Consider the following 12643-nt stretch of genomic DNA (forward strand, 5'->3'; position numbering starts at 1 on the left):
CCACAATCGCCGGCAGGGGTGGGGCCCGAACGACGGGGCCAGCGGTCACCAGAGGCCGCTAGAACGAACTGCTCAACCGGCGTGGGTGCACTCCTCGCCCTGCTCACGCAGGCTGAGCAGGATGAGCTGGAGCCGGGCGGTGTCCGGTGAGGTACCGCCGAGGGCGAAGATGAAGATGTAGACGGCGTCCCGGTTGGTCGGCACCGGTGCGGCGAGGTATCCGACCAGCTGCACCTGTTCCTGCGGGGATCCGGCTTCAGGGCGAGTCAACCTCGGATACGCGGCGAACACCTCGGCCACGGATGCGCCGGCTCGGATGCCTTCCGGTGTGCGCGTCTGTTCGGGCCCGCTGAGCACAGCCAGGCCGTGGTGTCGAGAGAAGTGGATGCTCACTCCGCCGGCGGTCTGGATGCTGCAGGTCGAGTTGCCGGCCCAGTCGACGGGATACCGAAGGTCACCGGTGGCGGTCGCTTCCTGGCTCGACATGCCGAGTTTCAGCTCGCCGATGCCAGTCGGGCCGAGTACCAACTGCTCGGGCGGGCGGACGTCCTCGCCGCGCGCTCGTGACGCTTGGTCTCGGGCATCACGGAAGCCAGCGACGACGGCGATCGCGAGCAGGGCGACGAGGGTGACCTGAATCAGCCGAACGACGACACGCATCAACCCTCCGAAGATGTGAGGTCTGTCCGGTGGAGGTAGCTCATCTCCGGCGAATCGCTTCCCGGCCCCGGTCTCGGCTTCGTGTGTCGTTCAGTGTGGGGCAGGGGTACCTCGGTGAGCTTGCCGTCGTACAGCATCCAGAGGCCGAAGCAGTCGTCCTCCTCGTCGTGAATCAGTACCTGCAGCGACTCGGGGCGCCGCCAGGGAAGAGCCTGCAGGTAGTCCAGCAGCTCCGCCCAATGGTGCCGGTGGGTGAATTCAGCGGCCCAGCCGCGGCCGAACGTACCTGGCCACTGGCTCTCTATCGGCACGAAGATGTTGTTCCACGGCCGGGTGCCGTCGTTGTCCCGGGTCAGCGGGGCCATGACCTCATGGGCGTCGGCGGCCAGCACGACGACTTCCGCGGACCTGCTCACACCGGCATTCGATCTTCTAGGAGGCGATCACCGCAACCCCTGTCGTCGCGGTCGGGGTGTGCCCGGTGGCCGAGGCGCACCGGCCGCTGCGGGCGGCCTCACGCGCCGAAGCGACGCCTGGCGTCCTCGGCGACCGCGTTCACGCTGTCGCACGCGACGACCAGATCGGCGGCGGTGAACAGCTCCGCCTCGCCCGCACGCCAGCCGACGGCCCGCCGCGCGAGCTGGGCGTACTCGGGAAACAGGGCCGCGAGATGGTCGCCCGCCGCGGCCTTCGAGATGACGTCGGCGTGGGCCAGCGTGTAGTGCAGCCGCGCGGGTCCCAGCACGAACCAGCTCACGATGCCGCCGTCCACGACGGTGGCGGGGGCCACGCCGCCGAGTTCCGCCCGGAACAGGGTCACGCTGGTCTGCCAGTACTCCCGCAGGTTGTCGAGGTTGTATCGGCGGAGCTGCTCCGGGTCGACCCGTACCCCCAGCTCGGCGACGGCCGGCCCGCGCACCGGTATGCCGTAGCGCTGCAGGGTCAGCCAGAGAACCGGGGTCAGCTCGCCGCACGGCTGGTCGGTCCGCAACTCGCCATCGACCACGTACGGGACGACCCGGCCGTCGGTCGGCCAGGACCGGGCCAGCGCGGGTTCGAGGTAGACCCCGTCGAAGTGGGGTGACCGAGGCATTCCGGCATGGATCCGCGCGAGCTGGGCCAGGTCGTCACCGGTCGGCGGGCGCGACGCCAGGATCACCGTGTCGACGTCACTGGCGCCGGGCTGCCAGGCGCCGAGCGCGGCGGACCCGACGACGTAGAGGCCCCGCACGTAGCCGGGCAGGGCCTCGTCGACGGTGTGCAGGTATCGCCGGGTCAGCTCCTCGATCATTCCGATGACGGTATCCGCGCCCACGGCCCGATCACTTCCCGCAGCAGGATTCCCCCGTCGCCGCGACGCCCGGGCGGCCCCACTGGGCGACCGGGCGGCCGTCGAGACGCCACGGGTGCCCGCTGACCTTCGGCCATCCCTCCGGTGAGTCCTCCCAGTGCTCCTGCCGACCGTAAATCGTGAGGTCGAGGGCGTGGTAGCTGGTCATGAGCGCCTCCACGCCGCGCCCGGTGGTCCAGTAGGTCTCGTAGACCTGGTCGTCGTCGCGCAGGTAGCAGACGATGAGCCCGAAGTCTCGGCCGGCCACCAGCGCCGGGTCGGAGTCCCGGGCCGAGTACCAGGGGAACGGGTAGCCCATGAACTCCGCGAACGGGGCGCTCTCGGCGTACGAGCCCTGGCAGAACACGGCGTAGGTGACATCCCGGGCGTGCAGGTAGTCCAGCATCTCCATGTGGCAGGTCGAGAAGGTGCAGCCCTCGCACTGGTCCTCGAACGGCTTGCCGTCGTGCCACATGTGGAAGTAGGCCATCAGCATCCGGCGGCCCTCGAAGACGTCGAGCAGGGGCGTCTTCCCACCGGGGCCCTGCACGGTGACGGGCGGCACCGGGGTCATCGGCAGCCGGCGGCGAGCGGCCGCGATCGCGTCGCCCTCGCGGGTGTGCGCCTTCTCCCGGGCCAGCAGGTGGTCGCGCTCGCGCAGCCACGTCTCCCGGTCGACGATCGGCGGCAGGGCGGTGCGGAAGGTGGGAGTTGCCATCGGGGTGGTCTCCTTCGGGGTGTCCGAGTCGGTCACCGGTATGGACCTGCCCCGCCCCCGATTCTCATCGGTCGACCCGGGATCAGAGGTCGAGGACGTGCCGCAGGCAGGGCTCGCCGCCGAGCAGCACCTCCTCGACCGGCACGAACCCGGTCCGCCGGAGCACCGCCAGGGAGGCCGGGTTCGCCAGCGCGGCCGAGGCGACCAGCCGGCGCAGCCCGTACTCCTCGCGGGCCAGCGCGCAGACCCGGCGGACTCCCTCCTGGGCCAGGCCGCGCCCGGTGGCCCGCTCGGCCACCCGGTAGCCCAGCTCGGCGCTGGCGTCGGCGACGTCGACGAGGTTGAACCGGCCCAGCACCGTGCCGTGCTCGTCCACCAGGACGTGGAAGTGGCACCCACCGGTGTCCTGCTCGATCAGCAGGTCCGCCAGCCGGTCGGCGAACTCGTCGAAGTAGTCGTCGCCCCGGTCCCGCACGAACCGGGCGAAGTACGCCCGGTTCACCCGCTCGAAGCGGAGCAACGCCGGCGCATGGCGGGCGGCGAGCCGTTTGAGTTCAGGCATCAGGCGACGGTAGCAACGCGGAGGTCGGCCAGCAGGTCCTCCACGGCGGCGAACTCGTCGGGCCGCAGCGGGCCGTGGGCGAGCGCGCCGGCGTTCTGCTCGACCTGGGCGACGGTCCGGAACCCCGGGATCGGGACGGTGGTCGCGCTGCGCGCCCACAGCCAGGCCAGCGCGCCCTGGGTGGGCGTACGGCCGCCGGTGGCGAACACCTCCCGCAGGGCCTCCACCCGGGCCAGCCACTCGGGCGCCCCGGCGCCGTCGCGGAAGTAGGTCATCCAGTCGTAGCTCTGCGACCGCACGTCGTCCCGGGCCACCGTGCGACCGTCGGCGTACTTGCCGCTGAGCAGTCCCATGGCGAGCGGTCCCCGGTTGATGCTGGCCAGCCCGGCCCGTTCGCACAGCTCGATCATCGCCGGCCGGTCGGCCAGCACCGACATGTCGTGCTGAACGGCCGTGCAGTGCGGACCGGCGGCGGCGAAGGCCGCGGCGCGCTCCGGGTCGTCGGTGCTCCAGCCGTACGCCCGGATCTTGCCGGCGGCGACCAGTTCCTCGAGCGGCTCGATCAGGTCGAGGGCCTCCGCGACCGGCAGGTCGCCGAGGTGGAGCTGGTAGAGGTCGACGTGGTCGGTGCCCAGCCGCCGCAGGGAGCCGTCCAGGCAGCTGCGCAGGTACGCGACGCTGCTGTCCGTGCCGCCGGCCTCCCGGGTCCGCTCGTCGAAGGTGAACCCCCACTTCGTGGCGATCACCACCCGGTCCCGGTCGGCACCGAGCGCCCGGCCGAGCACCACCTCGCTGTGCCCGGCGCCGTAGCTGCTCGCCGTGTCGAAGAAGGTGACGCCGAGTTCGAGGGCCCGGCGGACGGCCCGGGTCGACTCGGCGTCGTCGACCCGGCCCCACCCGTACTGGTTGGCGCCACCGGCGTACGGGCCGCCGATCGCCCAGCAGCCCATGCCCAGCGCGCTGACCTCGATCCCGCTCCGTCCCAACGTGCGCTTCATGACCACTCCCCGCTTCCGCGATGTGCGTCCTGCCGGGTCACACTCTGCGGCTTCGAGCGGGCTCGAAGTCAACACCCGTCACGACGTCGGGTACCAGCGCAACTCGACGGTGTTGCCGTCCGGGTCGCGTACGTAGATCGAGGTGGCTGTGCCGCGCGCGCCGAAGCGCGGCACCGGCCCGGTCAGCACGGTGAACACCCCGGACTCGATCACCTCCGCCCAGTCGAGCGGCTCGACCACCAGGCAGAAATGGTCCACGTTCGACCCGGCCGGCTCGCCGCGGACCAGGTCGATGATGGTGTCGGCGTTGACGCGTACCGAGGGGAAGGGCACCTCGCCGGCGCGCCAGCGGTCGACGCGCACCGGCGCCAGGCCGAGGGTGCCGCAGTAGAACTCGAGGGACCGTTCGACGTCGGTGACGGCGAGGACCAGGTGGTCGAAGCCGGTCACCCGCACGGCGCTCACCGGGTCTCCAGCGCGTACGCCGCGCGCAGCCAGCCGGCGAACAGCTCCGGGTCGATCTCGTCGACCGTGCGCAGCTTGACCGAGGCCATCCGGCGCGCGCCGGGGACGAGCCGCCCGGAGTCGTCCGCCACGTCCTGCCCGCGCCACAGCCCGAAGGTGAGGTACGCCGGGTAGGCCTTGACCAGGCAGACCGGGGTCTTCCCCGGCCGGTCGCCGAGCCCCCAGACCGGGTGGCCGTGCCACATCGCGCCGGTGGCCTCCGGCAGCGCGGCCTCGATGACCGAACGCAGCTTCTCGCCGGTCTCGCGCAGCGGCGCGTCGAGGCCGGTCAGATAGGTGGTGACGGGATCCATCGGTGGTCCTCCTGGGTGCGACGGGAACACCGTTCACCCTCGTCCGCGGCGGCGTCCGGACCAAGACGCGATCGGACTACGATCGGTGACCAGGATTCAACGGTGGGGGTCGGCGGGTGCTGGAGCGGTACGAGGTCGAGACGTTCCTGACCCTCGCCGAGGAGCTGCACTTCGGACGGACCGCCGAGCGGCTGCGGGTGACCACGGGGCGGATCAGCCACGTGGTGCGCAAGCTGGAACGCCGGATCGGCGCGTCGCTGTTCGAGCGGACCAGCCGGGTGGTCCGGCTCACCCCGATCGGCGCCCGGCTCGCCGACGACCTGCGCCCGCTGGTGGCCGGCATCGAGGACGCCGTCCAGCGCGCCGTCGACGCCGGGCGTGGGATCACCGGCGAGCTGCGGGTGGCGTACGTGGGTGAGTCGACCGCGCCGGTGCTGCTCCGGGCCGTCAGCCTGTTCACCGAACGCCACCCGGACTGCGTGATGCACGTCCACGAGGCCCCGCTCGCCACCACCCGGTCGAGCCTGCGGGACGGCTCGATCGACGTGCTGATCGCCGCGTACCCCTTCGACGGCATGGCGAACGGCCCGGCGCTGCTGCACGAGCGCCGGATGCTCGCGGTGGCCGCGGATCATCCGCTGGCCGGCGCGGAGTCGGTGTCGCTGGAGGTGCTGGCCGACCATCCGGTGATCCAGTACCCGGCGGTGACCTCGGCCGCGTTCAAGCGGGACCGCACCCCGGACCGGACGCCGTCGGGGCGGCCGGTGTCGCAGGGCCCGGCCGGCAGCACGTTCTCGGAGATGCTGGCCCTGGTCGCGATGGGGCGCGGGGTTCTGCCGGTGGGCGAGCAGACCCGGCACTACCACGCCCGCCCCGACCTGGCCTACGTGCCGATCCGCGACGCGCCGCCGATCCGGCGTGGTCCGGTGTGGCTTGCCAGCAACAGCACCACCCGGGTACGCGAGTTCGTCCGCGCCGCGGTCGACGCGAACCCCGCCCCGGACTGACGCTGTCGGACCCGGCTGGCAGCATGACGGCGTGCGGGACGAGATCCGGGCGCTGGTCGAGGCGCTCACACCGGGCGACGAGCAGGAGGCGCGGCACCGCGCGACCGCGCTGGCCTGGCTGGCCGGCACGGCGGACATCTTCCGCCGGGTGAAGCCGCGCACCCCCTCGCCGCACCTGGTCGCCTACTTCCTGATCCGCGACGAGACCGACGGCGCCGTGCTCCTGGTCGACCACCGCAACGCCGGGATGTGGCTGCCCAGCGGCGGTCACGTCGAGCCGGGCGAGCACCCGGCACAGACCGTACGCCGGGAGATGGTGGAGGAGTTGGGTGTGCCCGCCGTCTTCGCGCCGGCCCTCGGCGAGCGCCCGGCCTCCCTCACGGTGACCGAGACCGTCGGCCCGCCGGAAGAGCGGCACACCGACGTCAGCCTCTGGTACGTGCTGACCGGCAGCCGCGACCAGAAGCTGATCCCCGACCCGGCGGAGTTCCGGGGCGTCCGCTGGTGGACGCCGCGGGAGGTGGCCGAGGCCGGGCCGGGCACGATCGAGCCGCACCTCGGCCGGATGCTGGCGAAGCTCAACCGAGGCTGACGGTCAGGGGGCCGGCGTCCCGGCGGGGCGTGAGCGCGGTGACCAGCAGGATCAGCGCGCCGGCCAGGCCGACCAGGAAGAACAGCGAGAGGGTCGGCTGACCGAGCCACTCCCAGAGCGGGTGCCAGCTGGGATGCGGCTCGTCGAGGTGGTGCCCGGCCAGCGACGCGGTGGCGAGCAGCACGGGCGCCCACCAGAAGAACAGGGTGAGGCCCAGCAGCACCGGCGCCCGCCGCCGGTCCTCGGTGCGCCGACTCGCCCAAGCGAAGACCAGCCAGGCCAGCGCGCCGCCGACCAGCCCGGCCAGCACGGCGGCCGGCAGCACGGCCGGCGGTGCCGCCCGCTGCAGCTCCACGCCGAGGTACGAGCCGAAGGTCCGGGGGTCGTCGAAGGTGGCCCGGAGCACGGTGTCGCCCCGACGGGCCACCAGGACGGTCTCGACCGGCTGGCTCGCCGGGTCGCAGCGCGGGTCGGCGCAGGTCTGGAGGACCTCGGAGGTCGGTTCGTACACCTGCCAGCCGGCGTTCCGAAGGCGTTGCCGCGCGGTCGCCAGCGTCTCCGCCTCGGCCGTCGGCATGGGACCGACCGCCGAGCCGGCGGCCACCCCCTCCTGATATTCGCCGCCGTCGCCGAACAGCAGGCTGTGCAGGGACGCCCGGGACAGCGGCTGGCCGTAGATGACGAAGAGCGCGCGGGCGGTCGACACGTCGTCGCCCAGCCGGTGGTGGGGGAACGCCTCAGCGAAGGCCGCCGTGAACTCGGCCCGGTCCGGCTGCGGCCGGGAGGTCTCCCAGGCGACCCGGCTGGCCAGCGCGGCGGTGAACAGCCCGCAGATCAGCGCGGTGAGGACGGCCCAGACACCGACCGTGCTGCTGGCCGGCCGGCCGAGGCGGCAGCGCAGGCCACCCCGGATCAGGTCGGCCGTCTCCCGCAGGGTGGGGCGGGTCTGCCCGGCGGGCGCGCCGTCCAGCAGCAGGCCGAGCAGTTCCTCGCCGCGCGCCCGGCGGTAGGGGCGGGGGTAGGCGAGCAGGAGGCGTCGGTAGCGGCGGGCGAGGGGGTCCCCCGTCGGTGGCATGGCCGTCCCCTTCAGGTCGTTCGATGGTGGGCCGGGGCGCGGGACGCGGGTCAGGTGGTGCGGGGGCGCAGGGCGCGCAGCCGGGTCTCGGCGGCGGTGGCGAGCTGGCGCAGCCGGACGGTCTCGGCCCGGAGCGCGTCGAGGCCACCGGGGGTGAGCCGGTAGTAGCGGCGCAGTCGGCCGTCGACCACCTCTTCCCGGTCGGGCTCGACCAGGCCCTGCGCGGTGAGCCGGTCCAGCGCGGTGTAGAGGGTGCCGGGCAGCAGGCTGACGCGCGCGGCGGAGAGCGCGGTGACCTCCTGGATGATGCCGTAGCCGTGCCGGGGGCCGCCGGCGAGCGCGGTGAGGATCAGGAACGTGGGCTCCCGCATCTGAGTCACCTCGGCAACATATATAAGTGATCGATACATCGTCAATGCCTTGACCCTGCCCCTGCGGCAAGGCCCAGCGTGGTCCGTGCCGGTCGTCGTGACCGGCACGAGGAACGCGATCGGTGCGAGGAGGATGGGTCCGTGGAGCTGCTGACCATCGGGGCGTTCGCCCGCGCGGCGCACCTGACGCCGAAGGCGCTGCGGCTCTACGACGAGCTGGGGCTGCTGCCACCGGCCGCCGTCGACCCGCACTCGGGCTACCGGTACTACGCGCCGGTCCAGCTCGACCGGGCCCGGTTGATCGCCGCGCTGCGCCGGGCCGGGATGCCGCTGGCCGAGATCCAGGCCGTCTGCGGCCTTCCGCCGGACGCCGCCGCCGAGGCCGTGGACGCCTGGTGGCGGCGGGTCAGCGCCGACACGGCGGCCCGCGCCCGCGCCGTCGCGCTCCTCGTCGACCAGCTCACCGAGAGGGGCACCACCATGTCCGACACCACCTTCCGGTACGCCGTCCGCTGTGAGACCGGCACGGTCCGGGACTCCAACGAGGACACCGCGTACGCCAGTGGGACGCTGCTCGCCGTGGCGGACGGTATGCGGGGCCCGGGCGGGGTCGCCGCCAGCACCGCCGCCGTGGACGCGCTGCGCCCGCTGGAGCCGGCCGACGGGCCGGACACCGAACTGCTCGGCGCGCTGGCCGACGCGGTGGCCGCCGCCGACCGGGCGGTACGGGCGCACGCCACCGCCGCCCACCAGCCGGTCACCACGCTCACCGCGATCCTGCGACGCGGCACCCGGCTGGCCCTGGTGCACGTCGGGGACACCCGGGCGTACCTGCTGCGGGGTGGCGAGCTGTCCCGGCTCACCCAGGACCACACCTACGTGCAGTCGCTGGTCGACCAGGGGAAGCTCAGCCCGGCCGAGGCCGGCGCGCATCCGCAGCGGGCCCTGTTGGCTCGGGCGCTCGGGGCGGGCGGCGAGGTCGAGGCGGACCTGGCGCTACGGACAGCCCTGGCCGGCGACCGCTACCTGCTCTGCTCCGACGGGCTCGCCGCGGTGGTCGACCCCGAGGCGCTGCACGCGGCGCTCGCCGGGGCCGACGACCCGGAGACCGCCGTCGGGCGCCTCGTCGACCTCGCGTACGCGGCGGGCGCGCCCGACAACATCGCCTGCGTGGTCGCCGACCTGGTGGCGGAGTAGTCCCCCGGCCCGGGTCGGCCTGTCCGACCCGGGTCGTACCCTGGCGCTCATGCGGATTGGCATCGTGATCCTGCCCGACCAGCGCTGGTCGGACTCCCGGCGACGCTGGCAGCAGGCGGACGAGTGGGGCTTCGACCACGCCTGGACCTACGACCACCTCGGGTGGCGCGACCTGGTCGACGGCCCCTGGTTCGATTCGATGACCACACTCACCGCCGCCGCGACGGTGACCTCCCGGATCCGGCTCGGCACCCTGGTCGCCTCGCCGAACTTCCGGCACCCGGCGGCGTTCGCGCGGCAGGTGACCGCGCTGGACGACGTCTCCGCGGGACGGGTGCTGCTCGGCCTCGGGGCCGGCGGCATCGGCTTCGACTCGGCGGTGCTCGGCGGGGAGACCCTGCCGCCCCGGCAGCGAGTCGACCGGTTCGCCGAGTTCACCGAGCTGCTCGACCTGATCCTGCGGGAGGACCGCACGACCTGGCGCGGCGAGTGGTTCGCGGCGGTCGACGCGCGGAACAATCCCGGCTGCGTCCAGCAGCCCCGGGTGCCGTTCGTGGTCGCCGCCAACGGGCCCCGCTCGATGCGGCTGGTCGCCCGCTTCGGGCAGGGCTGGGTGACCACCGGGCTGGACGGCGACGACCTGGAGAGCTGGTGGTCGAGCGTGGCGGAGCTGTCCGCCCGGCTCGACCGGACGCTGGCGGAGGCCGGGCGCGACCCGGCCACCCTCGACCGCTACCTGTCGCTGGACTCGGCGCCGGTCTTCTCGCTCAGCAACGCGGACTTCTTCACCGAGCAGGTCGATCGGGCCGCCCGGCTGGGCTTCACCGACGTGGTGACCCACTGGCCCCGGGCCAGCAGTTGGTACGCGGGCGACGAGGCGGTGCTGGTCCGGGCGGCGGAGCTGCTGCCGGAGCTGCGCCGGGCGTGACCGGTCAGGTGCCCAGGTCGCCGGTGCTGATCCCGCCGTCGCCGGCGGAGACCAGCCGGAACCGGATGCAGACCACCTGGCTGTCGTCGTCGACCGGGAAGCCGACCCGGGCCCAGTAGCGGCTGTGGCCCTCGCGCCACTCCTCGATGGACCGGTCCCCCTCCCCCTCGGCGCGGGCGAAGTCCCAGGACACGTCGGCGAAGCGGACCACCTCCACGCCGGTCACCTCGACCACGCCGATCAGCTTGTCGTCGTCGTCCACCAGGACGAGCCGCTCGCCGACGTGTTCCAGCTCCTCGTTCTCGGTGGCGTACTCGTCGGTCAGCAGGCCGGCGGTGGCGGTCTTCACGCCGGAGAGCACGAGGGTGTTGAGGGTGGTGCGCAGCTCGCCGGGCGTGCCGAGGGCGAGGGTGCGGAGTCCACCGATGCGGGGCCACATCCTGCCGAGGCTAACCGCCGGCCGCCGGCCCGTCGCGGGATTTCGTCCGCTGCACGGAACCGTCCGCCGGGACTGGCGTGGGCCGCATGACGGATCGGCGGGCGGTGCGTTCCACCGAGGTGCTGGGCCGGGTCTGCATCGCCGCCGGGGACTTCGTCAGATGAGTTGGCCGGCGTAGCCGGCGGCGGCCAGCACCCGCGCGTCCCCGGTCGCCGCGTGGGCCTCCAGCACCGCGTCGGCCAGCTTCACCACGTGCTCGTCGCCGTGCCGGGCGGCCCGGGCGAACACCTCCGCCGGCCCGCCGTCCGCGACCGCCGGCGGGGCGGCCGGCGTGGGTGGGGCGTACACCGAGGTCACGGCGGCCGTGGCCGACCAGGCCGCGGCGACGCTCGGGGCCCAGAGCGCCGAGTCCAGGGCCGGCAGGGTACGCAGCACCGCGGTCGGCGCGGTCACCGCGTGCACCAGCATCACCGGGTTGCCGTGCCCGAACCGCAGGTAGTCCAGGCCGGCCCGGTGCACCAGTTCGGTGAGAATCTGCTCGGCCTCACCCGGGTCGGCGGGCGGGCGCAGCCCCGTCGCCGCGCCGGACCATCCGGGCAGGTCGGGCAGCCGGCCCAGCCGGTCCCTGATCCCGCCGGTCTGCGCCGGGATCCGGGGCACCGCGGCGAGCGCGGCCGGCACGTCGGATCGCCCGGTGAGCGGGCCGGCGCCGGGCACCGGTTGCCAGCGCGCGGCCCAGTAGCCGAGCGCCTGGCCCAGTTCGGCCAGCCGTTGGGGGTTCTCCCCGTCGGTCCGCAGCACCCGCACCGCGTGGCCGACCCGGATGACCCCGTGGGTGGCCCCGGCCGCGATGCCCGGCAGCAGCCGCGGCCACCAGTCGCCGAGTACCTCGCGCCAGGGGCGGTCGCGCAGCTCGCGGTCGAAGTGGGCGAGCCAGTCGCCGGCCCGTTTCGGGTCGCCCAGCGCGGCCCGCCAGTCGTCGATCGGCCGCAGCCCGCGGGGCAGTTCGTCCAGCCGGCGCAGGTAGTCGTCGAGCCAGCGGTGCACCCGGCCGCCGTGGCCGTGGCGGACCAGCGCCTCGACCGCCATGGGCCCGTGGTTGGAGAGCCAGCCCTCGAACTCCGGGCCGGTCCGGTGCAGCCGTTGGTACGCCTCGTCCAGGATGCCGTCGTCCATGCGTCGATCATCGGAGTTGAAGCTTCCTTCAAGTCAAGCCTCAGGGAAGCTGCCCCCCGGTGAGCAGGGCGCGCAGCCGGAGCCGCTCGGCGACCGGCGCCGGACAGGTGGCGACGAGCGCGGCCGTCCCGACGAACTCGGCCCCGCTCTCCCGGATCAGGCGGTGCAGCGCGTCGAGCTGCGCGCCGGTGGCCACCCAGTCGTCGGCCAGCAGTACCCGGTCGCCGGGGCCGAGCCGGCGCGCGTCCACGCCGATCCGGAGCTGCCGGTCCCGGTAGTCCGGGGGCGTCTCGGCCCAGCGCATGGGCCCGACCCGGCGCCGCTCCCCGCCGTCCTTGTACGCAGGCAGGAAGCCGGCGCCGGCGGCCACCGCGACCAGCGGGCCGAGCAGCAGCCCGGTCACCTCGGGGGCGATCACCACGGTCGGCCGGGCGGCGGGAAAGAGGCCGGCCAGGGCCGGCCCGATCCCGGCCAGCACCTCGGGATCCCGCCACCATCCGGAGAGGTCACTGACCAGATGGCTGCTCCGCGGGCCGGGGTCGACCCAGCGGAACAACTCGACCAGGCGTCGGCTCAGCACGCCCTCCATCCTGGGCCACCGACACCAGGCGAGGCCGCACCGGCCCCGGCCAGCGCTCATTCCTCCGTTCGGTGGAGTGGCGCTGGCTTGATCGGCTACACGTACCAGGGTAAATGCGGGCATAGCACCATGATCACGTTGACTTCCGAAGTGCTTCTCTCGTTACGGTCCGAGCCGATTTGTTCAGCAGAC

General features: G+C 73.6%; 17 protein-coding genes. 4 read left to right on the forward strand and 13 right to left on the reverse strand.

Annotated elements, in window-relative coordinates:
• Positions 1-72: 72 nt before the first annotated feature.
• From AC0OLQ_RS01575 to AC0OLQ_RS01610, 8 genes are all read right to left on the reverse strand, one after another.
• Positions 73-660 carry a hypothetical protein gene (locus AC0OLQ_RS01575; RefSeq protein WP_484529901.1) on the reverse strand — a complete coding sequence of 196 codons (588 nt, stop codon included), beginning with the start codon at positions 658-660 and terminating at the stop codon, positions 73-75.
• The gene (locus AC0OLQ_RS01580; RefSeq protein WP_484529902.1) at positions 660-1076 is read right to left on the reverse strand and encodes a hypothetical protein; all 417 of its coding nucleotides are present in this window, start codon (positions 1074-1076) and stop codon (positions 660-662) included. Before AC0OLQ_RS01580 ends, AC0OLQ_RS01575 begins: the two co-directional genes overlap by 1 nt.
• A gap of 98 nt (positions 1077-1174) precedes the next feature.
• Positions 1175-1951, reverse strand: coding sequence for a nucleotidyltransferase domain-containing protein (locus tag AC0OLQ_RS01585; protein ID WP_484529903.1), 777 nt, complete (start codon positions 1949-1951; stop codon positions 1175-1177).
• Positions 1952-1982: 31 nt separating this feature from the next.
• On the reverse strand, positions 1983-2708 hold the full coding sequence (locus AC0OLQ_RS01590) for a DUF899 family protein (RefSeq protein ID WP_484532237.1): 726 nt from the start codon (positions 2706-2708) through the stop codon (positions 1983-1985).
• 82 nt (positions 2709-2790) lie between these two features.
• Complete coding sequence (locus tag AC0OLQ_RS01595) at positions 2791-3270, reverse strand: GNAT family N-acetyltransferase (RefSeq protein ID WP_484529904.1); 480 nt, start codon at positions 3268-3270, stop codon at positions 2791-2793.
• The gene (locus tag AC0OLQ_RS01600; RefSeq protein WP_484529905.1) at positions 3270-4268 is read right to left on the reverse strand and encodes an aldo/keto reductase; all 999 of its coding nucleotides are present in this window, start codon (positions 4266-4268) and stop codon (positions 3270-3272) included. Before AC0OLQ_RS01600 ends, AC0OLQ_RS01595 begins: the two co-directional genes overlap by 1 nt.
• A 78-nt stretch (positions 4269-4346) precedes the next feature.
• A complete protein-coding gene (locus tag AC0OLQ_RS01605) occupies positions 4347-4733 on the reverse strand; it encodes a VOC family protein (protein ID WP_484529906.1) in 387 nt (128 codons plus the stop codon).
• Complete coding sequence (locus tag AC0OLQ_RS01610) at positions 4730-5086, reverse strand: DUF1801 domain-containing protein (RefSeq protein WP_484529907.1); 357 nt, start codon at positions 5084-5086, stop codon at positions 4730-4732. Before AC0OLQ_RS01610 ends, AC0OLQ_RS01605 begins: the two co-directional genes overlap by 4 nt.
• Positions 5087-5202: 116 nt before the next feature.
• Between AC0OLQ_RS01610 and AC0OLQ_RS01615 the strand changes: the two genes are divergently transcribed.
• Positions 5203-6093 carry a LysR family transcriptional regulator gene (locus AC0OLQ_RS01615; protein WP_484529908.1) on the forward strand — a complete coding sequence of 297 codons (891 nt, stop codon included), beginning with the start codon at positions 5203-5205 and terminating at the stop codon, positions 6091-6093.
• Between the two features lie 31 nt (positions 6094-6124).
• Entirely contained in the window at positions 6125-6685 is a 561-nt protein-coding gene (locus tag AC0OLQ_RS01620) for an NUDIX hydrolase (RefSeq protein ID WP_484529909.1), read from the forward strand.
• Here AC0OLQ_RS01620 and AC0OLQ_RS01625 read toward each other — a convergent pair.
• Positions 6672-7760: a hypothetical protein gene (locus tag AC0OLQ_RS01625; protein ID WP_484529910.1), complete on the reverse strand. Its 1089-nt coding sequence runs from the start codon at positions 7758-7760 to the stop codon at positions 6672-6674. The two genes, AC0OLQ_RS01620 and AC0OLQ_RS01625, sit on opposite strands and share 14 nt — an antisense overlap.
• Before the next feature lie 50 nt (positions 7761-7810).
• A complete protein-coding gene (locus tag AC0OLQ_RS01630) occupies positions 7811-8131 on the reverse strand; it encodes a PadR family transcriptional regulator (protein ID WP_484529911.1) in 321 nt (106 codons plus the stop codon).
• Positions 8132-8272: 141 nt separating this feature from the next.
• Between AC0OLQ_RS01630 and AC0OLQ_RS01635 the strand changes: the two genes are divergently transcribed.
• On the forward strand, positions 8273-9328 hold the full coding sequence (locus AC0OLQ_RS01635; protein ID WP_484529912.1) for a MerR family transcriptional regulator: 1056 nt from the start codon (positions 8273-8275) through the stop codon (positions 9326-9328).
• A gap of 49 nt (positions 9329-9377) precedes the next feature.
• Complete coding sequence (locus AC0OLQ_RS01640) at positions 9378-10256, forward strand: LLM class flavin-dependent oxidoreductase (protein WP_357332056.1); 879 nt, start codon at positions 9378-9380, stop codon at positions 10254-10256.
• Between the two features lie 4 nt (positions 10257-10260).
• Here the strand turns inward: AC0OLQ_RS01640 and AC0OLQ_RS01645 are convergent, their stop codons facing one another.
• The 3 genes from AC0OLQ_RS01645 to AC0OLQ_RS01655 all read right to left on the reverse strand — a co-directional run bounded on the left by AC0OLQ_RS01645 (position 10261) and on the right by AC0OLQ_RS01655 (position 12460).
• The gene (locus AC0OLQ_RS01645) at positions 10261-10695 is read right to left on the reverse strand and encodes an ASCH domain-containing protein (RefSeq protein ID WP_357332058.1); all 435 of its coding nucleotides are present in this window, start codon (positions 10693-10695) and stop codon (positions 10261-10263) included.
• A 156-nt stretch (positions 10696-10851) separates the two neighbouring features.
• Positions 10852-11871 (reverse strand): questin oxidase family protein, encoded by a 1020-nt coding sequence (locus AC0OLQ_RS01650; RefSeq protein ID WP_484529913.1) that lies wholly within the window; start codon positions 11869-11871, stop codon positions 10852-10854.
• Positions 11872-11911: 40 nt separating this feature from the next.
• Positions 11912-12460, reverse strand: a complete 549-nt coding sequence (locus AC0OLQ_RS01655) for a phosphoribosyltransferase (protein WP_484529914.1) — start codon at positions 12458-12460, stop codon at positions 11912-11914.
• Positions 12461-12643 lie beyond the last annotated feature (183 nt).

It is taken from the genome of Micromonospora sp. Utrum1 (assembly GCF_057197805.1).

What these genes read in the sequence shown, in the direction of transcription:
- AC0OLQ_RS01590 (WP_484532237.1), bottom strand. Translation starts at nt 2,708, where the DNA reads ATGGCAACTCCCACCTTCCGCACCGCCCTGCCGCCGATCGTCGACCGG.
- AC0OLQ_RS01575 (WP_484529901.1), bottom strand. Translation starts at nt 660, where the DNA reads ATGCGTGTCGTCGTTCGGCTGATTCAGGTCACCCTCGTCGCCCTGCTC.
- AC0OLQ_RS01610 (WP_484529907.1), bottom strand. Translation starts at nt 5,086, where the DNA reads ATGGATCCCGTCACCACCTATCTGACCGGCCTCGACGCGCCGCTGCGC.
- AC0OLQ_RS01650 (WP_484529913.1), bottom strand. Translation starts at nt 11,871, where the DNA reads ATGGACGACGGCATCCTGGACGAGGCGTACCAACGGCTGCACCGGACC.
- AC0OLQ_RS01655 (WP_484529914.1), bottom strand. Translation starts at nt 12,460, where the DNA reads ATGGAGGGCGTGCTGAGCCGACGCCTGGTCGAGTTGTTCCGCTGGGTC.
- AC0OLQ_RS01645 (WP_357332058.1), bottom strand. Translation starts at nt 10,695, where the DNA reads ATGTGGCCCCGCATCGGTGGACTCCGCACCCTCGCCCTCGGCACGCCC.
- AC0OLQ_RS01585 (WP_484529903.1), bottom strand. Translation starts at nt 1,951, where the DNA reads ATGATCGAGGAGCTGACCCGGCGATACCTGCACACCGTCGACGAGGCC.
- AC0OLQ_RS01640 (WP_357332056.1), top strand. Translation starts at nt 9,378, where the DNA reads ATGCGGATTGGCATCGTGATCCTGCCCGACCAGCGCTGGTCGGACTCC.
- AC0OLQ_RS01600 (WP_484529905.1), bottom strand. Translation starts at nt 4,268, where the DNA reads ATGAAGCGCACGTTGGGACGGAGCGGGATCGAGGTCAGCGCGCTGGGC.
- AC0OLQ_RS01595 (WP_484529904.1), bottom strand. Translation starts at nt 3,270, where the DNA reads ATGCCTGAACTCAAACGGCTCGCCGCCCGCCATGCGCCGGCGTTGCTC.
- AC0OLQ_RS01630 (WP_484529911.1), bottom strand. Translation starts at nt 8,131, where the DNA reads ATGCGGGAGCCCACGTTCCTGATCCTCACCGCGCTCGCCGGCGGCCCC.
- AC0OLQ_RS01625 (WP_484529910.1), bottom strand. Translation starts at nt 7,760, where the DNA reads ATGCCACCGACGGGGGACCCCCTCGCCCGCCGCTACCGACGCCTCCTG.